This window comes from Kocuria palustris (assembly GCF_016907795.1).
Taxonomy (GTDB): domain Bacteria; phylum Actinomycetota; class Actinomycetes; order Actinomycetales; family Micrococcaceae; genus Kocuria; species Kocuria palustris.
The window spans coordinates 369011-389147 of sequence record NZ_JAFBCR010000001.1 but is presented as its reverse complement, the minus strand read 5'-3'; the positions used below and the strand labels follow the sequence as shown (position 1 = coordinate 389147).

The 20137-nt window shown below is 61.8% G+C and carries 16 protein-coding genes; 10 read left to right on the top strand and 6 right to left on the bottom strand.

Going from position 1 to position 20137, the window contains the following annotated elements; all coding sequences use genetic code 11:
* Window positions 1–14: 14 nt before the first annotated feature.
* From JOE55_RS13645 to JOE55_RS01640, 6 genes are all read left to right on the top strand, one after another.
* Window positions 15–410 carry a hypothetical protein gene (locus JOE55_RS13645; RefSeq protein WP_204781822.1) on the top strand — a complete coding sequence of 132 codons (396 nt, stop codon included), beginning with the start codon at window positions 15–17 and terminating at the stop codon, window positions 408–410.
* The gene (locus tag JOE55_RS01660; RefSeq protein ID WP_204783167.1) at window positions 407–3178 is read left to right on the top strand and encodes a glycosyltransferase; all 2772 of its coding nucleotides are present in this window, start codon (window positions 407–409) and stop codon (window positions 3176–3178) included. The genes JOE55_RS13645 and JOE55_RS01660 overlap by 4 nt, the downstream gene beginning before the upstream one ends.
* Before the next feature lie 94 nt (window positions 3179–3272).
* A complete protein-coding gene (locus tag JOE55_RS01655) occupies window positions 3273–4925 on the top strand; it encodes a heparinase II/III domain-containing protein (protein ID WP_204781821.1) in 1653 nt (550 codons plus the stop codon).
* A gap of 66 nt (window positions 4926–4991) precedes the next feature.
* Window positions 4992–5750, top strand: a complete 759-nt coding sequence (locus JOE55_RS01650; RefSeq protein ID WP_239546370.1) for a CatB-related O-acetyltransferase — start codon at window positions 4992–4994, stop codon at window positions 5748–5750.
* Window positions 5743–6903: a hypothetical protein gene (locus tag JOE55_RS01645; protein ID WP_204781820.1), complete on the top strand. Its 1161-nt coding sequence runs from the start codon at window positions 5743–5745 to the stop codon at window positions 6901–6903. Before JOE55_RS01650 ends, JOE55_RS01645 begins: the two co-directional genes overlap by 8 nt.
* Before the next feature lie 225 nt (window positions 6904–7128).
* Window positions 7129–8061, top strand: a complete 933-nt coding sequence (locus tag JOE55_RS01640) for a polysaccharide pyruvyl transferase family protein (protein ID WP_204781819.1) — start codon at window positions 7129–7131, stop codon at window positions 8059–8061.
* Between the two features lie 107 nt (window positions 8062–8168).
* On the opposite strand, the gene JOE55_RS01635 is transcribed toward JOE55_RS01640, so the two are convergent.
* The 5 genes from JOE55_RS01635 to wecB form a co-directional block, all read right to left on the bottom strand.
* Window positions 8169–8588, bottom strand: a complete 420-nt coding sequence (locus JOE55_RS01635) for a hypothetical protein (protein ID WP_204781818.1) — start codon at window positions 8586–8588, stop codon at window positions 8169–8171.
* Complete coding sequence (locus JOE55_RS01630) at window positions 8588–9202, bottom strand: hypothetical protein (protein WP_204781817.1); 615 nt, start codon at window positions 9200–9202, stop codon at window positions 8588–8590. Before JOE55_RS01630 ends, JOE55_RS01635 begins: the two co-directional genes overlap by 1 nt.
* A complete protein-coding gene (locus JOE55_RS01625; protein WP_204781816.1) occupies window positions 9199–11466 on the bottom strand; it encodes a glycosyltransferase family 2 protein in 2268 nt (755 codons plus the stop codon). The genes JOE55_RS01630 and JOE55_RS01625 overlap by 4 nt, the downstream gene beginning before the upstream one ends.
* Entirely contained in the window at window positions 11456–14257 is a 2802-nt protein-coding gene (locus JOE55_RS01620) for a hypothetical protein (protein WP_204781815.1), read from the bottom strand. The genes JOE55_RS01625 and JOE55_RS01620 overlap by 11 nt, the downstream gene beginning before the upstream one ends.
* A gap of 120 nt (window positions 14258–14377) precedes the next feature.
* Window positions 14378–15541, bottom strand: coding sequence for a non-hydrolyzing UDP-N-acetylglucosamine 2-epimerase (gene wecB, locus JOE55_RS01615; RefSeq protein WP_204781814.1), 1164 nt, complete (start codon window positions 15539–15541; stop codon window positions 14378–14380).
* A 599-nt stretch (window positions 15542–16140) separates the two neighbouring features.
* Between wecB and wecC the strand changes: the two genes are divergently transcribed.
* Together wecC and JOE55_RS01605 are read left to right on the top strand one after the other, a co-directional pair.
* Window positions 16141–17403: a UDP-N-acetyl-D-mannosamine dehydrogenase gene (gene wecC, locus JOE55_RS01610; RefSeq protein ID WP_204781813.1), complete on the top strand. Its 1263-nt coding sequence runs from the start codon at window positions 16141–16143 to the stop codon at window positions 17401–17403.
* Between the two features lie 48 nt (window positions 17404–17451).
* Window positions 17452–17862, top strand: coding sequence for a hypothetical protein (locus JOE55_RS01605; RefSeq protein ID WP_204781812.1), 411 nt, complete (start codon window positions 17452–17454; stop codon window positions 17860–17862).
* Window positions 17863–17912: 50 nt separating this feature from the next.
* Here the strand turns inward: JOE55_RS01605 and JOE55_RS01600 are convergent, their stop codons facing one another.
* Complete coding sequence (locus JOE55_RS01600; protein WP_204781811.1) at window positions 17913–18092, bottom strand: hypothetical protein; 180 nt, start codon at window positions 18090–18092, stop codon at window positions 17913–17915.
* A gap of 9 nt (window positions 18093–18101) precedes the next feature.
* Here JOE55_RS01600 and JOE55_RS01595 point away from each other — a divergent pair, with 9 nt between their 5' ends.
* Both JOE55_RS01595 and JOE55_RS01590 read left to right on the top strand, forming a co-directional pair.
* Window positions 18102–19523: a hypothetical protein gene (locus JOE55_RS01595; protein ID WP_204781810.1), complete on the top strand. Its 1422-nt coding sequence runs from the start codon at window positions 18102–18104 to the stop codon at window positions 19521–19523.
* Window positions 19523–20080 (top strand): hypothetical protein, encoded by a 558-nt coding sequence (locus JOE55_RS01590; RefSeq protein WP_204781809.1) that lies wholly within the window; start codon window positions 19523–19525, stop codon window positions 20078–20080. The genes JOE55_RS01595 and JOE55_RS01590 overlap by 1 nt, the downstream gene beginning before the upstream one ends.
* Window positions 20081–20137 lie beyond the last annotated feature (57 nt).

Sequence of the window (20137 nt, the reverse complement as noted above, 5' to 3'; positions counted from 1 at the left end):
GTGAGGAGAGCCAAATGGCCGCGTCCGATGCTGATGAGGAATCCTTCCGAAGGCGCCTGCAAGCGACACTGATCCGCCAGGCCCACGATATCGAGCGACTCAGCGGTGAGCTGGCTAAGAGCTATCAGAAGGAGATCGCCTTTCTGGGCATGATCGACAGGCGTGATGCGGAGGCCAAGGAGGAGCTCGCTCGACGGCAGAAGAAGATCCTGTGGCTGGAGTCCGAACTGCGGCGGACGACCCAGCAACGGCGGGACTTCTCAGAGTTGGCCTACGCGCGGGGCAGGGAGATCGACCGGCTGAACAGCAGACGTCCCGGCCTCGGCGACGTCAAGAGGATGCTCAAGTCGTCAGTTCCGCTGAAGGTGAAGCGCCAGTACTGGCAGATGCGAAAGAGGATGGGCTCATGAGTCGCAAGGAGAACGTCAAGGTCCGTACGCGCAGGGCAAAGGTCCGGGGACGAATCCGGGAGCTGGAGCACAAGCAGGCCTCTGCGATGGAGGACATCTCATTCTACGGCTCCATGGCCTTCCGTGAGCAGCTCGAGCGGGATCCTCATCGAGTCATCTGGGATCGACCGTCGTCACCTGCCGAATACGAAGAAGTTCGCGCTGCGACCAGCCGCGATGACCTGGTGGATGAGATCAGGGCGCAGGCTGACAGTCTGCCGGGCGCCAGCGGTTCCTTATCGCTCAGGCCTCATGCGGTGAAGGTCGCGCTGCTGGCCGATACATTCCTCTTCGATACGCTCGATGGAACCGCCGATATCCGCTACCTCTCGCCGGACAACTGGCGTGACACGATCAAGTGGGCGGATGTCCTCCTGTTGGCCTCCACGTGGCGCGGCAGGTTCGAGGACTGGCACGGGACTCTGCACGCCGACAAGCTGCTGCGCGCGGAAGTCATCCCGCTGTGCAGGATGCTCGACGTCCCGGTGATCTTCTACTCCAAGGAGGATCCGCCGAACTACGCGAAGTTCCTTCAGCTCGCCCGGGAAGCTGATCACATCGTGACCTCCGATGAGAACAAGGTCCCGAACTACACGGAGAGCTGCCCCCGCGCCAAAAGCGTGACTGCCGTCTCTTTCGGCGTGAATCCTCGTCTGCATCACCCGATCGGCTCACGTCGGTTCCGGCGGCAGGAAGTGCTGTTCGCGGGATCCTGGCTGCGTCACAAGTACCCGGAGCGCCGCTCCGGAGCGAAGACGCTCTTCGACGGGGTGCTCTCCAGCGGGCGAGACCTTCTGATCATGGACCGCAACACGTCTCTGGGCGATCCCAAGTACTTCTACCCCGAGGAGTACCTGCCCTTCATCGGACCAGGCGTTGGCCATGACGAGCTGATGCGGATCCAGCGGGTCATGGACGTCCATCTGAATGTGAACTCGGTGCGCACGAGCCCCACCATGTACGCGAACAGGGCCGTCGAGCTCATGGCCATGGGCGGCTTCGTCCTGTCGAATTACTCCATGGCGGTCAACAACTTCTTCCCAGAGATCCAGCTGATCGACGAGGTCGGAGATGTGGGACGGACTCTGGACGCGGTCAGCGGCGAGGAGCGGTACCGGGCGCAGATGTCCGGGCTGCGCGGTGCCTTTCGCGATCACGCGGCCCATGAGAAGATGGGCAGTATCCTCACGGCCGCCGGTTTCGATACCACGAATTCCCAACCGCGGGTCGCCGTCACCGCAGACGAGATTACCCAGCGCGTGCACGAGATAGCGGATCGGCAGACTGTCTCGGCAGACGTTCTGAGCAGGGATGAGCTCGCAGCCAGATGCTCCGAGTTCGATGTCGCTCTGCACATCGATCCGAGCTACGACTACGGGCCCTTCCACGCCCAGGACATGGTCAACGGATTCGCCTACACCGAGTCGCCGGTCATCACGCGGATCGCGCACGAACGTCGAGGCGAAGTGGTCCATGCGGAGGAGCATGAATTCGTTCCGCAGGTCGCGGATGCCGGTCGCAGCGCACTGTGGCTGGAATCGGACGCAGGTCGTCGGTACATCGCTGGCAGCGTGATCACGGGCGGGGCCTACGCCATCGACCCGTTCGGCGTCGATACGGCGCCGGCCGACACCGTGGCCCTCTCCTCACCGGCCACGTCCGGTGAGGAGGCTCCCCGGATCGTGGGGACTGCACCAGCGGCCCGGGCGGGAGATCCTCTGCTGACTGTGATCGTCCCGGTGTACAACAACGGCCAGTACTTGGTGTCCAAGTGCTTCCGATCCCTGCAGCGCTCGTCGATCTTCGATCGCATGGAGATCCTGCTGATCGACGACGGCTCCACCGATGGGATCACAATTCAGGTCGTGGAAGACCTGGCGCGTCGCTTCCCTCGGCAGGTCAGGGCCTGTGCCAACCCGACGGGAGGCTCCGGAAGCGCGTCTCGTCCGCGGAACCAGGGACTGGACTTGGCGTCGGCGCCGTACGTCACCTACCTGGACCCGGACAACGAAGCACTCGGCGACGGCTACGCCCGCCTGCTGGACAAGGTGAAGCGCACCGGTGCCCAGTTCGCGATCGGTAACATGCTGAAGCTGTCGACGCGGCGGTGGAAGGTCAACAACAACCTGCACCTCAAGCGTCACCTGCCCAAGAGCCGAGAAGGCGAGCTCGAGTCGGTCGAAGACGCGCTGTCCCGCACCAATTTCCAGCCCATGTCGATCCAGGCGCTCGTGGCGGATGTCCGATGGCTTCGGCAGATCGGTCTTCATCAGCCGCTGGGCGCGCTGGGGCAGGACTCCTTCGCCTTCCAGCAGATGCTCCACGGAGCCCGTCGGGTGGCGTCCGTGCCGGAATCGATCCACGTCTACTACGGATCCGTGTCCAACTCGATGGTGAACACGGTGGGCCCCGGCTTCTACCGCAAATACCTCCCCATGGAGGGAGCGCGCTCGAAGTGGCTCCGGGACGTTGGACTCATGGATACATACTGCGAGAAGCGTGCCGATCCGTTCTTCGACGGCTGGATGCTGCGGAAGTTCAACGAGAACGTGGCCGATGAGGTCCGTGATGAATGCCGTGAGCTGATAGATCAGCTGGCGGCGATCTATGACATCGAAATCGACGCGCAAGTCGATGAGGGAGGCCGGGAGAGGCTGTCTGTCGTGCCGCGAACGGACAGGGCGCAGATGGAGGAGAACATCGTGACCGAAACCTCACCAGCGCGGTGAAGGAGCAAGAGGCGGGAGCAACTGATCGATGCGAGCTCGGTGATGGGCTCCGGGGCCTGATGACCTCGGACGCGATCCGGAGAGGAGACCCGCCATGGTGAACATTGAAGCGGGTGCCCGACAGGCGCTCGGAACGCACTTCATCTCGAAGCCTGAGGCTGAAGAGAGGGACCTGGTGGATGCGCTGCTGCGCAGGAAACTGACCATGCCCCCTCATAAGACGTGGTCCTTGCCGGAGGAACCGACGTGGACCGAGGACCCGTTCAAGGACGGCAACTGGCAGTTCCAGTACCACATGCTGAGGTGGCTGGATCCATTGCGCCGAAGCGCGCTGCGCGGCGACGAGGCGTCGGCCTGGATGTGGGAGCACTACGCACGGTCCTGGGTGAGCGCGAACCCTCCCGGCAGCTCGAAGTCGAAATGGGCCTGGATCGATATGACCGATGGCATCCGCGCCCTTGAGCTGTGCCACGGCTTGGAGCTCGTGGGCGAGGAGTCGTGGATCGTGGACAGCCTGGAGGACCACGTCCGCTGGCTCTCGAACCCGGCGCATCTGAAGAAGGCCAATCACGGCATGCACCAGAACGTGGGACTGTTCGTTGCAGGTGCTGCGCTCGAGGACAAGCGGGCCATGGAATTAGCGGTGGACCGGCTCAACCAGATGTGTGAGTCAGCCTGGGACGCACAAGGGATGAATGAAGAGGGGTCGGTTGGCTACCACCGGCAGAACTATCTGTGGTGGAGCCAGGTCATGCGTCGGCTGGATCTGGAGGGCGTGCCTCGTCCGGCCGCCGCCGGACGAATGGATCTGGCACCCGAGGCATTGGCACACGAGACCATCCCGCTGGGACGTTTCGTGCGCATCGGGGATACGGACGGCTCATCGCCGCGCGATATCGGGCATCCGTACACCGACTACGTGTCGAACAAGGGAGCATCCGGCAAGGCGCCGCCTCGCCGGATCGCAATCTATGATGCGGGCTACGCTTTCCTGCGCAGCGGGTGGGGGATCGACCGGCCGTTCCAGGAGGAGACCTTCCTCAGCGTGACCTTCGGCTCGCAGACCAAGCCTCATGGACATCGCGACGGCGGCGGCATCACCTTCTGTCGTGACGGGGTCTCGTGGATCGAGGACCAAGGCCGCTTCCACTACGGCAGCTCGCCCACTCGGCGGTACGTCACATCACGCGACGCTCACAACCTCATCGTGATCCCCGAGCGGGCCCAGATCCGGAGCCGAGAAGTCCAGCTGGTGCACCGGGAGGAGACCGTCGATCATGTCGACATGATCTTGTCGGACTCGACATATCGCGGCGTGAAGATCGTGCGCCGCGTCATCTACCTCGAGGCAGTCGAAAGCGTCATCGTGATCGACGAAGTGGCCGCAGACGAACCGGTGGGCATCGAGCAGCGATGGCACATCAATCGGACTGCACGCGCAACCGCCGATGGGGCCGGCTTCCAACTCAGCGCTGAGGGTAAGTCCATGCCCATCACCTTGCTCTCTGACCCATTGGAGACCTCGGTCAGGCGGGGACAGGAGAATCCGATGATCGGATGGACCTCCTCAGGCTGGAAGAAGCGCGCACAGAACGATGTGGCCACCTTCCACGCCAGAGGACGTCACCGTCTCATCGCCACACTGCTGGGACCGTGGGACGACCATGAAGCCGTCAGCACAGTGCGAGCAAATCTGGCACGGACTGGGACGATCAACCTGCCCATCGACCAGTTACTTGACTCTTGAATCGGCTAGATAATTCCGTATAGAACATTTTGAATTCTAGAATGCGACTGCACGAGAGGCCCATCAATGCCCACTGTCGAGCTGAACGATGAGATTTCCGAAATTCTCCAGTCAAAGCGAATATTCCTCAACTGGCGCGAGAATGGAAATCGTGTACGACCCGAGACTTTGACATTCACGGACGGAATGGAGATGGAAGCCTATTCGGGCGTGTATGCCGGAGCAAGCCTTGCGAGCATCGGATCATTCTCATACTCTCATTCTTCGTTGAATCCGTACCTGAAGATCGGTCGGTACTGCAGCATTTCATGGGGGCTGGCAGTCACGGGACCCCGCCACCCCGTAGAATGGTTGACGACATCCAACATCACTTTCGATCGGATCGCACCGAACATCCGTGCTTTCCATGAAGATCATGGTGACGGTGAATTCAGGACCGGTGATCCGCGAGTCAAGGAAGCGCCCTATCCCGTCATCGGCAACGACGTGTGGATCGGTCAAGGCGTCACCCTGAACAGGGGGATTTCGGTCGGCGACGGGGCCATCATCGCAGCGAACTCGACCGTGACGAAGGACGTACCGCCATACACGATCGTGGGAGGAAATCCGGCGCGCATCATCAAGATGCGGTTCCCAAGCAGGCTGTCTGACTCCCTGCTGGACACGGCGTGGTGGCAGTTCTCGCCCGAGCACTTCGCACATCAGGACCTCTCCGCCCCAGAAGCAATGGTGGAGTACTTCAGCAGCCGGAGCGACTTCGAGCCGTGGCAGCCAGGGGTGCTTCGGGCAGCTGATCTCATTGAGCCTGAGGAATCCGATGTCTGACGGCCTGATCCGGAAGCTCAGGGTCAGGGACGTGGAGATGGATGCCTCCGGGCGTCTTGAGATGATCTGCCGATACGACGGCGAAGATCACGTTCTCTGGTTCGGCCTTCCCAGCGGATCGAAGAGGCCGCACGGAGATCTGATCGCATGTGTGATAGCTGCGACGTTCGGTTCGAAGTTCGACGAGTTCGAACTCATGGAGCCGGTGACAAGAGACACTCGCGAGCGACTGGAGATGATCACGCAGGCGGAGTGGAATGCGCCACTGAATGTCGGCTCAAGTCCGACGCTCGGTGACAAACTGGCACTCAACTTCAGCGGCGGATTCGACTCGCTCGCAGCACTGGCCCTGCTGGATCGCGAGTCGACCGAACTGGTCTCCATGGACTTCGGAGGAAAATTCATACGCGAACGAGGGTTCTTCGAGAGGTTCACACCGCACATCGTCGAAACAAATATCGCTGGGTTTCAGGGGGACTGGACTTTCATGGGAGCTGGCACATTGCTGCTCGCCGAAACGATCGGGGCATCCTTCATGGCGTTCGGGTCCATCCTGGAAGCCTCCCCCTGGAACTTCAGAAGAGGGGCCGATCCGAGTGCCGATCATGCGGTATTCCGGGCCGCCGGGCTTCGGGGGGTCGCCCCGGTCGCAGGGCTCACAGAATTCGGAACGACTCGCCTCGTCGTCGATCGCTTCCCTAACCTGGTCATGGACTCACTGGCATCGCTTGCCGACCCTCATACGGAGAAGTACTTCCGGAAGCTTCAAATGGTTCATCACGCTCTGCCGGAGCACTCGGAGATTGCCACGCTGGCACGGGAGGTGAGTCCCGCTCGCGTGGGGGAGTATGGGAACAGTTTCGCCATGGACTTCTTGGCGCCTGGGATGTTCAAGTTCTCAGCGCATTCGTCCCCCCGCTGGATGAAACCACCTCAGGGGGTTTTCGACCTGATCGCGGACTTGGATCTCGATTTCTATTGGAAATGGAATCCGTCACTGCAAGTCGACCCATCTGGGGCATGGGGCATCGGTCTTGCCGTGCGCCGGTCCGAGGAGGGGCTCGAGACGTATGATGAGAAGGATTGGGACGAGATCCGCAGAATAGTGGCCGTCATGAAGATGTTCCACAAATTTCCCGGAGCCACGTGGTGAGAAGTTTTTGAAAAATTCTCGGAGGTTTGAATGATTGCAGTTGTGGGTGGCAAATGGGATCTTCCTCACGAATTTCCTGAAGAAGTGAACGGAAATTCTGGGGACATGATTCATACGATGGCTCCCCTTAGAATTCTGCCGAATGCTGTTCATCAGAGTGACCCGATGTTTAGACTATCGGGAGCGCGAAACTTTAGACAATACATCAACGAACATTCCTCGCATGTGGCCCTGGTGCTGGCAAATGTGCTTAGGAGCGATCTTCCCGACGGCTCCCCCTACTCGCGGCTACTGAATTCTTTGAAGAAGTACGAGAAGCCGATCGTTGTTTTCGGGCTCGGCGTTCAGTCAGAATCCATGGACCTCGACTCCATCAGTCTTCCTCCGGAGGCGACGGAGCTCATGCAGTTCCTCTCATCGAAGTGCGAGCTGCTTGGTGTTCGCGGGCCTTTCACAAAGAAGGTGTTGGAGGAGCTCTGCGGAGTTCAGAATGCGTACGTCACCGGGTGTCCGTCCCTTTATGCCCGACCCGAGGGGATACGTTCGCTCCGAGAGCTATGGATGGGAGGGGTCAAGGAGCCTGGCCGACACGGCGTGAGCGTGACGAATCTTCAGCGTCCTGGCGAGAGGGACCTCCTAGTCGAAGCGATTCGATCAGGAGCATATCTGTTAGAGCCTGTCTCGCGGTCTGGTTTCATCTACCATAAGAAACTGCAGGCTGGGGCATCCCCGGAGTTGCCTTATTATTTCAATGGCATCCTGAATGAGAGGGCGTCTGATATCGATGAGCTTCGAGTTCAAGAGTTCTATCGCAACAATTTCAAGATTTTCCGAGACGCGGGATCGTGGATCGACTTCAATAGGCATCACGTCTCGTGGTCCTATGGGACTCGCTTCCATGTGAACATGGCGACGCTCCTCAGCGGGCGGCCTGCGCTGTGGGTGACCCACGACTCACGTACGCAGGAAATGGCTGAGTTCATGCATCTGCCAAATCTTCCACTTTCAGAAGTATCGGGGCTGACCGCCGACAGAGTGAGGAGTCGCTTGGATCTCACGGACTTTTTCGACAATATTGCCAATCTCTTCGACAATTTCTCACACTATTTGACGGCAAATGGGTTGCCGGGCCTTGATCCGCTGTTTCCTGGCGAATAGACTAAGAATAATCTAGGCCTCCTGCGGGCGGGAGATCGGCCCGGGGACTCCCGTGCGGGCCTGGGGGCCGCACGGGAGTCCAGCTCGGCTTCGCCAGCGGGCAGTGGTCAGATTCCGGTTTCAGTCCTGTAGGTGAGCATTTCACTAGGGCGATTTCTATCAGCTGACCGGAGTGCGAGCACGAAGGGTTGCTCGACGATGCGGATGCTCGGGTTCTTGCTGAAGTCTGCAACAGTGACGGTCAACGATCTCACCGGCTCCTTGAAGCGAATGGTCGGAAGAGCGTGCAGTGGTGTATTGGATTGCGGGACGTATGAGTATCGCCGTCCGAGGCCTGCAGACCAGGACCAGCTCCGCTTCTGATGCTCAAGATCCGTGTTCTCGATTGTTACAACATAGGCCTTGGCGGCCATCGCTGGGTCCAGACCCATAAGGCTCAGCGTGAATCGCGTGCGTGGCACGTCGATCTCGAAGGTGAATCGAACTGCCTGATCCTCGGTGACTGTGACTGCATGGGTGTGGGCCATCAGCTCCACTCCAATCTGATGCCGACGCTGCGCAACATGTCTGGCAGCGCTGCGACTATAATTGAATCGCCAGATGGCCTCGTCATCAACAGCCGGCCCATTTTAAGATCATCGCCGAAGATTAGCGCCGTGGCCAAGTCCATGAGGGATCCGTGCGCTGGAGCCAGATCGTCGAACAAGAAGCTGTTCGATCCGATGTGGTGTTCCCGGAGGGTCGCATAGTGACCGGTGAAATCGCCCGTGGGATGAACGACCAGACTGACATCACCGCCGTCGTGTTCCGGTTCGTGTGATCGGCGGAGATCCACCGTGAGGCCTCCCGTGGGTATGTTACGGGCCGCGTACTGGACGTGGATGCTAGGCACCCAGTACTCGCGGGTTCGCTCGACAAGCTCTGCCGTTGCGGGGTGAAGCGAATCAGGTGCAGTCCGCACGCGCGTGGATGCCTCGAACCAGAACGCCAGGATCTTCGCCAGTGCCATCCGGCTCTCAGACGTCTCCTGGGGCCAGTGTGTGAGCACGAGCCCTGAGTATCGCGGTTGTGCGTCATATTCTTCTGGCTCCCCGGCGAGGAAGTGCAGACCCGCCTCGTCGTGCCGTGCAGTGATGATCAAGACGCATTCTCCTTTCGTGTCTCGATGCCGGATCTGACGATCCTGGAGATCAGCTCTGGGCTCACTGGGCCGTTAGCCGATTCGACCGTGTACGGTCCCGTCCTCGCGAGGAGCACGGGCCACAGGTCGGAGACCTCCACGATGTGATGATCGACAGCGGCTTGCGCTGCGCCCGAGAGGAAGCGCCAGTGGATGGCCGTCTCATCTCCACCAGCTTCGTCCGAAGGCACGGAGAAGCGCTCCTCGACCAGCACCTGGGACGGCGACAAGGATGAGAGGGTATCGGCTCGCGCTGTCTTCAGGAGGCTGTCGAGGCGCTCTCTGTCGGATTCGAGAATGGCTTCTGAGTCGGTGGTCTCATCGGTCAGCGTCTGCTCGAGGGAGAGGACGCTTGCTGGCTCATCCGAACTCGAAATCGGACGTCTCGAGGCTGCAGTGACCTCCACAGCGAATCCCTCGAGGGCGAGACCGGCGATCATCGATTGCGATGCATCGGCGATGTCGGCCGTGGCGGAGTGCACGAGACCATTGCGCGAGACGATGAGTTTGTCCGCGGCCCAGTCTGCATTCGAGAGTTGAGCCGCGAGCGACGGATCGGAAGTCGACACTCGAACGTCCCGGGTGACCAAGTGGTCCGGGAAGCTGGAGAGGATCCGTACCTCCTCAAGGCCGCCACTGCGCGAGTTCGTCTTGGGGACGCGGTGCTCTTTAAGGTACCCCTCGCGGTCGGAGAGTTCGACGGAGCTCGTCAGCCAGCTGTGCATCAGCGCGGCCCCGGTCTTCTGCCCCTGCCCACCCACAGAGGTGACCTGCTCGCTGTGCATGCGGCGCACGGTGACGACCTGATTGCAGTGCGCGAAGACGACACCGGACCGCAAGGCTCGCAGCGCCATGCTGTTGTCGACGGCGCTGGCGAGCGTCTCGTCGTAGCGCAATGACCGCAAGATATTGGTCTCGATCAACCAAGTTGGGTGACCGGCGAATCCTCCGGTCTCATACGCACCATCGAGAGTGGGATCATGATCAGCCCAGGTCCGCAAAGCTCCTGTGCTGTGCTCGAAGTTCACGAAGTTCCCGACGACGCCTTGAATTCCCTTCGTCATCTGGCGAAGCTGGATCTCCAGTCGATCCCGGATCATCAGGTCATCATCGTCGAGGACCGCTGTGTAGTATCCGCGTGAATTCTCGAGGGCGAGATTCCGAGCCGCGGAGATGCCCGCCGACTCCTGGTGGATGTATATGATCCGAGGGTCGGCGAAGGCCGCGACCACACTGCGAGTCTCGTCTGTCGACCCGTCGTCCACGATCACGATCTCGAAGTCCTGGAAGGTCTGCATCTGAACCGAGCGGATCGCCTCGCGCAGGAAGGGAGCCCGATTGCAGGTGCTGATTGCCACGGTCACCAGCGGCGACGCTCCCGTCTCGGGACTGGGCCTCTTTCCGGTGGTGAGATTGCGGATGATGCTGGAATCCGAGCGATAGTAGCTGCGGTTCTTGTCGACGATCGGCTTCAGGACAGGATCTGTCTTGGCGAGCTTGCTCGAGGTCGGATGCCAGATGTGGAAGATCTCATCCGCCGCATGGCCGGCCCAGTGCTGGCTGTACCCCATCCGACGGAGGCGCTGGGTGAGATCGAGATCCTCCACCCCATAGGTGTGCATCCGCTCGTCATAGCCGCGAACCCGTCGCACCGCCTCTGCTGGCATCAGGAGGAGTCCGTGTCCCCATCGGGAATGTGAGGTCGCCTGCCCACGCAGGTACTCCCAGGTGAAATCAGCGTGGCTCAGCAGCTCGTCCGTCAAGGATACTGGCAGGTCCCAGACCTGGTAATTCAGAATGTGATGCGGACTGGCGAGCATCCTCTCTGCATGCTTCGTCAGGGAACCTGGTGCCCAGATCATATCGGCGTCATCGGCCACGATGAGGCGACCTCGGGCGGCATCGATCCCTCGGTTTAAGCACTCTGCCCGGCTCCACCGGTGGGATTCGGTGTAGATGTGGCGGACGCCGTGGCGAGCACACAGTCCAGCCACCCCCAGAGCGTCGTCACTTCCGAAATCGGACACGATCACTTCGACGTTCAGCCCCTCGCCTGCGCCCCACAGAGATTTGATCGCACGGTCCAGCCGTCGGGTCTCACGGTTGCGGAACGGAACGATGATTGAGACATCCGGGGCATCGAGGTTTGCTGTCGGTGACATGTTCTTCCTGAGTACTGGTGTTCGATGGGTGCTGGCGGCCGTGGTCAGACGGTTATCCGTCATGGCGTGCGCTTCGGATTAGATCCACGGTGGCAGCCCGGTCCATGGGATTGTGTCCGGCGTGTGGATCTTCATACGTGTGGATGCGGATGTGCGCAGCCGATGGCGAGCCTGAGTCGATAAATGCCTGGACGACGGGAAGATCGACCTCTCGGTCGTGCGGAGAGGCCGTGTTGACCCAGTAGTCGATGACTGGAGCCTGCTTCTGCTGAGTCAGTAGATTCAGGACGTTGGTCCTGGTGGGGAGTTCCGCCTGCAGCTGGGCGGGAAGCATGCCGTCGAACCGGGAGTTCCTCAGTTCGCTGACGCCGCCGGCCATCCACCGAGTCCAGTCGATCTGTGCGTTGTTGACGATGGCCGAGGAGCCGGGATCGAGGGCGGTCATAGCGATCGACAGGAACCCCCCGGCTGATGATCCGAAGTAGGTCCGGTCCGCCGGGGCGCCCGTGCCGAGTACCCGGGCGATGTGCTGAACGGCCTCGGACATCGCCGGAACGGCCCAGAGCCGCGAAGAGATCTGCCCCCAGGCCAGGCTCAGCGCCGCGGGTCCGACCGTGCCCGGGTCGCAGATATAGATCTGATGAGCGGGGATGTCCATCCACCACGAGGATCGCTGGAACACAGGAGTTCCCTTCGTGCGGCTCGTGTCGACCGCGCCATTGGACATGATCACGACGCGGTCAGCATTCTCTCGACGCACCACCAGAAGCGGCAGCGTGCCTGCGGTGAACTCCACGTCCACGCGGATCGGAAGTTCCGCGATGAGGTCGTCCGGATTCAGCGAAGGAAGATCGCTGAGCTGGAGCTTGTCCGGCCGTCCCAAATCGTAGATGTGCGCGTGCGGTGCATCTAATCCGACCGAGACGTCGCCCTCCGGCTCATCCTCGCGGAACTCCAGTTCTGTGATCCAGGCGCGCGTGGCCCCCGACCACGACTTGTAGGCGCTCATGTCCCTGATCGGTTGAGCGGTCACGGAGACATTTGCTCCAGCAGGAAGATTCGATACGTGGATATGGACCGGATCGTTCCAGATCGCACCATCCCAGCTGGCCAGCACGGTGCCGTCGACGCGGATCTGGTAGTTCCAGCGACCTCGGCCTGTAGGTGCCTTGTAGCGTGTGTTGACGGTGAAGCGCAGGCCTCCCGGTACTCCCTGGGGCGGGAACTCGAGATGCGTTCTCGTGCCGGGGCGGAAGTCCTCCTGCTGGACCAGGAGCTCACCGTCCGGAGAGGGGCGAGTGGGCCCGGGCCTTCCGAAAGTTTCCGTCACGAGAGCCTCGGGCAGCATCAGTGGCCTCCCGAATGTCGGATTGCGAGCCTCGGCTTCGGCCTGCAGATGGGCGTCGCGTTCGATCTCATAGAGGTTTCGCTCATCGTTCTTGCCCAGGAAGTTCAGGATCGGGGTGCTCTCATTGATCAGCTCGGAGAAAAGGAACCCCTGGCGACGCTTTTCCAGCGGATAGGACAGAGTGATCTCGAGCAGTTCTCGGGTGTTGATGGGTACGACCGTCTGGAACGCGACATCCGTTTCATTGAGGACTTCAGCGCCCCAGCGCCCAACTCGGGCTTCCCAGTAATAGATGTCGTAGATGTTGTATCCGTGCATTTCTTGGCGATAATCCCACTTGTGGATACCTTCATCGAAATTCCTGCGCTGACTCTCTGGGCTCTCCGGTGTGCTGCGCCGATTCAGGCGACTTCTGTGCAGGGCCCAGAGCCCAGCGAGCGAATTAGATTCTGACTTGGGAATCCAGTACGCACGCCCGATCTCGTAGCCGAATCCGCGAAGGTGGGTGCAGCCTTCTTCTGGAAATGCTTTCAGGTAATGCGGGATGAGCCAGCTGCCGTGATTGCCGATGGAGTTCTTTGCCAGGAGCGATCTTATGGAATCAGGGACGGTCGAATCTTCGTCCTCGATCATGAAGTAGCGGTGATTCGGAATTTCAACAGTGCTTTTCAGCTTGTCGACGATGGTCTTGTCCAGAGCCAGTGACGCCGAGGATCGGGAGCGGGACGGGCGTCGTGTGTAGGTGAATGTTCTGAAGTCTTCGAGGTGATCACGCGACAGGGCGAGGGTTGTTCGACTGTCGGCTCCACCTGTGATCGAAAGGATGACGGATCCTGACTCCACTTTGATGTGCTCCAGCTGTCGGTTCCAGATCCGGATGAATTCGGCCAGGCGTTCTTGATGCGTCCATGTGACGTAGCGATTATCGGTTCGCGGAAAGTAACGGACAACCGACCAGCTCGCAGGGTGCAGTGAATGGTTCGGCAGCAATGCGCTGATCCCTATGAAAGGTGTCCTGTCCCACCCTGTGATGAATCCCTGACTACCCTCTTCGGGACTGCGCGCAGGGTGAGCGGCCGTCTCTTGTATGAGAAACGCGTGGCTCGAAATGAGATCTTCAGACTCCGAATAGTAGACAGACCGCGCTCCGATCGCGTCGTGGTACACCTCGACACGTCCGGACCGGCACCGCACCACTGTGTAGCGTCCGCCGACGCTGTCGAGAAGCTCCCAGAACTCCTGGTCTCCTTGCATGGAGGCGGCCAGAGCAGTGGCCGCCACGTCATCGAGACGGTCAGTTGACCGCGTCGGCAGATAGAGCCCGTGGATGAGCACCCAGTCCTGGCCATCGGAAGACTGCTCTAGACGCGGGAGCAAGCTCGGTTCATGGGTGAATACCCAGCCGCTGCCGCCGAGGACGATCGATTTCCAATCAGAGGGCCCTTGGACTTCTGCAGTCGCTTTGCTCATGAGAAACCCTCGGGGATACGGGGAAAGGATGGTCATCCTACGGGACTCCTCGAATTTGGTGGGCAGAAGGGGCGGGGCTCTATGTGGCCACGTCTGAGCGGGAGACGCTCGAACATGAATGGCAGCTGAGAGGCTGGCCAGGTCCGGTTCCGAGGGTCAGCCGACCGGCTTCGCCTCCGGGTTGAAGTCGGGCAGGCGCTCACCGAGACCGAACATGTGGGCGATGGCGGCTACGGTGCGTTCGGCGGCGCGGCCGTCGCCGTAGGGGTTCACGGCGTTGGCCATGGAGGTGTAGATGGCCGGGTTGTGCAGCAGGGTGGAGACCTCTTCGACGATGCGCTCCTCGTCGGTGCCGATGAGCTTGACGGTGCCGGCGGTGACGGCTTCGGGGCGTTCGGTGTTCTCGCGCATCACGAGCACGGGCTTGCCCAGCGACGGGGCCTCTTCCTGGACTCCGCCGGAGTCGGTGAGGACGACGTCTGCCACGGCGAGCATGCGGGTGAACTCGCCGTAGGCCAGGGGTTCGGTGACCAGGACGTTGTCCAGGCCTTCCAGGGCCGGTAGCACGGCTTCGCGGACCACGGGGTTGCGGTGGGCCGGCAGCACGATGGTCAGATCGGGCTCATCGGCTGCGATGCGTGCCAGGGCGCGGCCCACGCCGCGCATGGCATCGCCCTGGTTCTCGCGGCGGTGGGTGGTGACCAGCAGGACGCGGCGTCCGGAGGCGGCCAGGTCCTCCAGGGCGGGGTCGGTGAAGGGCAGTTCGCGGGCCACGGTGTGGTGCAGGGCGTCGATCACGGTGTTGCCGGTGACCACGATGTCGTCGCCGTTGATGGACTCGGCCATCAGGTTGCGCCGGGAGATGTCGGTCGGGGCCAGGTGCAGGGAGGCGATCTGGGAGGTCATCTTGCGGTTGGCCTCCTCCGGGAAGGGGGAGAACAGGTCGAAGGAGCGCAGTCCGGCCTCGGCGTGGATCACGGGGATGCCGCGGTAGAACGCGGCGATCGCACCGGCGGTGGAGGTGGTGGTGTCGCCCTGGACGACGACGGCGTCGGGGGCGTTGTGCTCGAAGATCGTATCCAGGCCTTCGACGGTGCGGGTGAGCACGCCGTTGAGGGTTTGGCGGGGGCGGATGATGTTGAGGTCGTGATCCGGGGTGATGTCGAAGATCTCGTTGACCTGATCGAGCATCTCGCGGTGCTGGCCGGTCACGGTCACCACGCACTGGAACTCGTCGGAGTCCTGCAGGGCCTTCACGATCGGGGCCATCTTGATGGCCTCCGGGCGGGTTCCGTAGATCGGCATCACGGTCAGCGGCATCGGTGACTCTTTCACTCATCGGCGGGCGGACAGGCAATCCTCAGCAGATTCTCACACAGCTGTCCCCATTATTGGGTCGTGACGCAGGGTGTCGACGCGGAAGTGCTCAGGCCCGAGCTGGAAGAGCCCGTGCTTGTGCGCGGCGATCACGCGCAGGAGCCCCACCGCAGCCTTGAGTGCCTTGAGGGGACGGCTCCTTGCTTCTCGGAGCGATTGTCCTGCGGCTGAAGGCTGGCGCTGTGGGCGATCATGCTCCAGCGTCCCGAGGGACCCGCTTCAGGTGACTGCTCGCCGGCCGCCCGCGGGTCGAGGGGTGGGCGTGGCAGTGGGCATCGGGGTCGGCTCCAGAGTGTGGATGGCGTGCGGGAACGCTCGGGGGAGTGCCGCGTCGCGGTACACGCAGTGCCCCTGCCGCGAGTCCGAGTCCGGTGCGGCTCGTGGAGTCGTTGGAACTGTAGGGTGGGCGCGAAATTCCGAAGCCCCGCCCTCGTCTGCACATAGGATGTGCGCCGGCCGCGCGCCCAGAGCAGTCCACATCTTGCTGACGGGTGAGGTCATCGTGGAGCGACCGCTGAGGCGGAGATCAAGGATGAGTGCACATGAGTGAGACCGAGCAGACTGTCGTGTTCGTGGGGTTGGGCTATATCGGCCTGCCGACCGCGGTGACGCTGGCGAACAGCGGTGTGCGGGTCAAGGGCGTGGATGTGAATGAGTCTGTGGTGGAGCGGGTGGCTCGTGGTGAGGTCACGATCGTGGAGCCGGGCCTGGAGGAGGAGCTCAAGCGTGCGGTGGACTCCGGTCAGCTGACGGCTTCGACGGAGATGCAGCATGGTGATGCGTTCGTGATCGCGGTGCCGACGCCGTTCAAGGATGACTATGTGGGGGATACCTCGTATATCGAGGCTGCTGGTCGCAGCATTGCTCCGCTGCTTGAGGGTGATGAGCTGGTGATCCTGGAGTCGACCTCGCCGCCGCAGACCACGCGTCTGCTTGGTCGGGTGCTGACGGAGGCTCGGCCGGATCTGACGGTGGATCCGGAGGAGGCGGCCCAGGGCGGTAAGAAGCTGATCCATATGGCGTACTGCCCGGAGCGGATCCTGCCCGGGCGTGCGATGGAGGAGCTGGTCACGAATGACCGGATCATCGGGGGCATGACTGCGGAGGCGGCCGCTCGGGGCAAGGCTGTGTATGCCACGTTCTGTGAGGGTGAGCTGCTGGTCACGGATGATGTCACGGCGGAGATGGCGAAGCTGACGGAGAACTCGTTCCGTGATGTGAACATCGCTTTCGCGAATGAGCTGTCGTTGATCTCGGACAAGCTGGGGATCGATGTGTGGGAGCTGATCGAGCTTGCCAATCATCATCCGCGGGTGAACATCCTGCAGCCGGGTCCGGGTGTGGGTGGGCACTGCATTGCGGTGGATCCGTGGTTCATCGTGTCTTCGGATCGGGAGAACTCGAATCTGATCCGCACGGCGCGTGAGGTCAATGATGGGAAGCCGCGGTGGGTGATCGGCAAGGTGCGTGAGGCGCTGGCTGGTCGCCAGAGGCCTGTGGTGGCGGCGCTGGGGTTGGCGTTCAAGGCGAATATCGATGATCTGCGGGAGTCGCCGGCGTTGAACATCGCCAAGGATCTGGCTGAGTCGATGCCGGAGGTCTCGGTGTTGGCGGTGGAGCCGAATGTGTCGGAGTTGCCGGAGGTGCTGTCTGGGTTGGCGAATGTGGAGCTGGCCGAGACTGCGGAGGCGATCGAGCGTGCTGATGTGGTGCTGGTGCTGGTGGATCACGATGAGTTCAAGGCTGTTCCTGCTGCGGCGCTGAAGGGCAAGGCTGTGGTGGATACCAAGGGCCTCTGGCGCTGAGCCGATCACCCCGGTTCCCCGACTCGATCAGAAGGAGACACAAGGATCATGGACGCAGCTCGAGAGAAGCAGATCTATCTCGGTGCCCTCGGTTCGGGGGTGTTCTTCGGTGCAGCTGCTGCGGGTATGGCGGTCCTGGGCCATCAGCGGACGAGCCTCGCTCTAATCGGCAGCTCGCTGGCGCTCACCCCGCTGACTGAGCACCTGCGCATGCGCAGGCAGAACACGTCTCAGCGCAAGGGGACCAAGCAGGCCCGCGCTGGCCTCGACAACGCCACCAAGAAGCTCAATGCGGCCGCGGAGGCGGCTGACCGAATCGGATTCGATCAGCTCGCGCGTCAGATGACCGAGCTGAACACCGAGGAGTTCGCGGCGTACGCGAACGAGTTCCGTCGGGAGGTGCGGATGCTCCGTCTGCAGATGGACGCAGCTGCACGTGCTGAGGACGCGGGTCGTTGAGGGACTCTCATCCCCGAGGTCTGCTGACCAGCGAGGTCTTGCACACGGCTTCACTCGCCGTTGATGACGCTCTCTCCAGTGCTGCGACTGCGGTGGGCGCAGAGGCGCTCGTGGGCCTGGGCGCAGATGACGTCGAGGGCCAGAGCGACCGCAGCGAGCCCAGTGCTGATCTGGGCGGAGCCGCAGAGGACATGGTTCGGCGGTGCGTCGAAGTGCACGCTCACCTGCATGAGGTGGCGATGCACCGGCCGGAGGTGTCCAGCACGCTGGACCAATCGGCGCTGGACGCCGTGGCATGGTTGCGAGATGTGCTGCAGCAGGCAGATCCTCAGCAGCGCCGGGAGATCACCGACCTGATCCAAGGTGCGTCTTCGGTCTTCCCGTGGGATTCAGTGCGCCCTTCTTCGGAGGGGCTGGCCCTGCTGTACAACTTCTCTCCGTTCCAGGACACCGGTGCGTCTGTTGCCTCGAAGCGGCTGCGGGATTTCGGCCGCAGCGTCGACGTCATCGCCTGCTCGTTCCTCCACAAGAAGAAGCAGGACTTCACGGTCGAGGCCATCTCCCAACCGTACGTCAATCGGAAGACCTTCCTGCCGCTGAACCCCTCCTGGGCTTCTTGGTCTCCGTTCAAGGCATTCGCCGTCCAGGCGTCGCGCCTGGCCGAGGGATTCATGGCGTCCAACGGCGGCTATGACTTCGTGTACTCGCGAGCCATGTGGGCCCCTTCGCTCTACGCCGGGGCCGAGTTCAAGCTCAGGAATCCTGAGGTCCGGTGGATCGCTGAGTTCTCCGATCCGCTCTCCCTCGATGTGGAGGGCCTTCTTCGTGGCGGCCCTGTCGTCGAGGACGAGGTCTCGGGTCCCTTGCGTCGACGGGTCGAGGAGCTGTACGGCGGAATTCCCGATGAGGAGTTCTCGATCTTCGCCTTCGCGGAGCGGCTGGTATATGCGTTCGCTGACGAGATCATCTTCACGAACGAGCATCAGAAGCAGACCATGCTCGCGACCATCTCGAATCCGGAGCTGGCAGCTCGCGTCGAGCGGCATAGTCGAGTGAGCAATCACCCCACCTTGCCGCGACCGTACTACGAGCGTCTCGGATCGCCGTACCGCGTCGATCCGGACTTCGTGAACCTCGCCTATTTCGGTGAATTCTATTCGAGCCGAAGCATCCGTGAGGTCACATCGGCCATGCGCGGACTGCCTCCGGTGCTGCGCGATCGTGTGCGGCTGCATGTGTTCACGAACTACATCCCTGCTGGAGAGAATTCGCGTCGCCCGCGGCAGTTCTCCAAGGCCCAGTTCGACGCGTTGGTGGCTCGTGCGATCGACGGCGTGGGAGCGCAGGGGATGGAAGACCAGGTGGCTCTGAACTCAGCCCTGCCGTATCTGGAGTTCCTGGCCACCTCGGACCTCATGGACTATCTCATTGTCAACGATGCCCGGTCGGGCGATCATCACGAGGTCAACCCCTATCTCCCCTCCAAATGGAGCGATTACAGCGGATCCCGGGCCAAGGTCTGGGGGTTCCTCGAGGAGGGATCGATCCTCTCGTCCAAGCCGGTGACGGTGAAGACGCCGGTCGGCGATGTCTACAGCGCCCGTGATGCCCTGTGGAGCATGGTCGTGGACAAGTTCCCGGAAGTGGAGGACCAGCTCTGATGAGCGCAGAACTTGATCTGATGCATGTCTCCGAACTGCTGAGGTCGTTGGGCAGGGCGTCGACTCCTCCCGTGAACGAATCGCGATTCGGCCTGGATCTGCACTCGTTGCTGCAGGATCCGAACAAGTCAGGCGTGTCCGATGCGCTGGCTGTAGCGGCCCCGGCCACGCTCGCTCTGCTGCGGGAGCCGCTTGACGTGGAAGCGGCGATTCCAGGAGCCGCCGCTCTGCAGGCGCGGCGAACCCAGGCCACCGTTCTGATCATCGATGAGGAGGCCTTCGACGCCGGCCCGTGGATGGGAGCCGACTCCGGTGTCGGACGCCAGCTGGCCGATGAGATCTTCGAGGCAGGCAGGATCTTCCGCGAGACGGGTCGCAGCGTGCTCGCCCTCGCATCGCCACGGCGCAGCCAGGGTCCGAACTGGAGGCTCATCGACGCCACGACGACGCAGTGGATGAATCAGATCCCCGACACCGATCTGGAGGAGCACGCAGTGCAGGGCCGGGTATGGGCCGAACTGAGCCGGATTACCGCGATGCGTGAGGGAATGGAGTGACGGTGACGGAGACCCGCAGGAAGGCCGTGTCTGTACTCGTCGCAGCCGAGGTGGAGG

Coding starts and splice junctions, on each gene's coding strand:
- JOE55_RS13645 (WP_204781822.1), top strand. CDS start 15: ATGGCCGCGTCCGATGCTGATGAGGAATCCTTCCGAAGGCGCCTGCAA.
- JOE55_RS01660 (WP_204783167.1), top strand. CDS start 407: ATGAGTCGCAAGGAGAACGTCAAGGTCCGTACGCGCAGGGCAAAGGTC.
- JOE55_RS01655 (WP_204781821.1), top strand. CDS start 3,273: ATGGTGAACATTGAAGCGGGTGCCCGACAGGCGCTCGGAACGCACTTC.
- JOE55_RS01650 (WP_239546370.1), top strand. CDS start 4,992: ATGCCCACTGTCGAGCTGAACGATGAGATTTCCGAAATTCTCCAGTCA.
- JOE55_RS01645 (WP_204781820.1), top strand. CDS start 5,743: ATGTCTGACGGCCTGATCCGGAAGCTCAGGGTCAGGGACGTGGAGATG.
- JOE55_RS01635 (WP_204781818.1), bottom strand. CDS start 8,588: ATGGCCCACACCCATGCAGTCACAGTCACCGAGGATCAGGCAGTTCGA.
- JOE55_RS01625 (WP_204781816.1), bottom strand. CDS start 11,466: ATGACGGATAACCGTCTGACCACGGCCGCCAGCACCCATCGAACACCA.
- JOE55_RS01620 (WP_204781815.1), bottom strand. CDS start 14,257: ATGACCATCCTTTCCCCGTATCCCCGAGGGTTTCTCATGAGCAAAGCG.
- wecB (WP_204781814.1), bottom strand. CDS start 15,541: ATGCCGCTGACCGTGATGCCGATCTACGGAACCCGCCCGGAGGCCATC.
- wecC (WP_204781813.1), top strand. CDS start 16,141: ATGAGTGAGACCGAGCAGACTGTCGTGTTCGTGGGGTTGGGCTATATC.
- JOE55_RS01605 (WP_204781812.1), top strand. CDS start 17,452: ATGGACGCAGCTCGAGAGAAGCAGATCTATCTCGGTGCCCTCGGTTCG.
- JOE55_RS01600 (WP_204781811.1), bottom strand. CDS start 18,092: ATGCAGGTGAGCGTGCACTTCGACGCACCGCCGAACCATGTCCTCTGC.
- JOE55_RS01595 (WP_204781810.1), top strand. CDS start 18,102: ATGCACCGGCCGGAGGTGTCCAGCACGCTGGACCAATCGGCGCTGGAC.
- JOE55_RS01590 (WP_204781809.1), top strand. CDS start 19,523: ATGAGCGCAGAACTTGATCTGATGCATGTCTCCGAACTGCTGAGGTCG.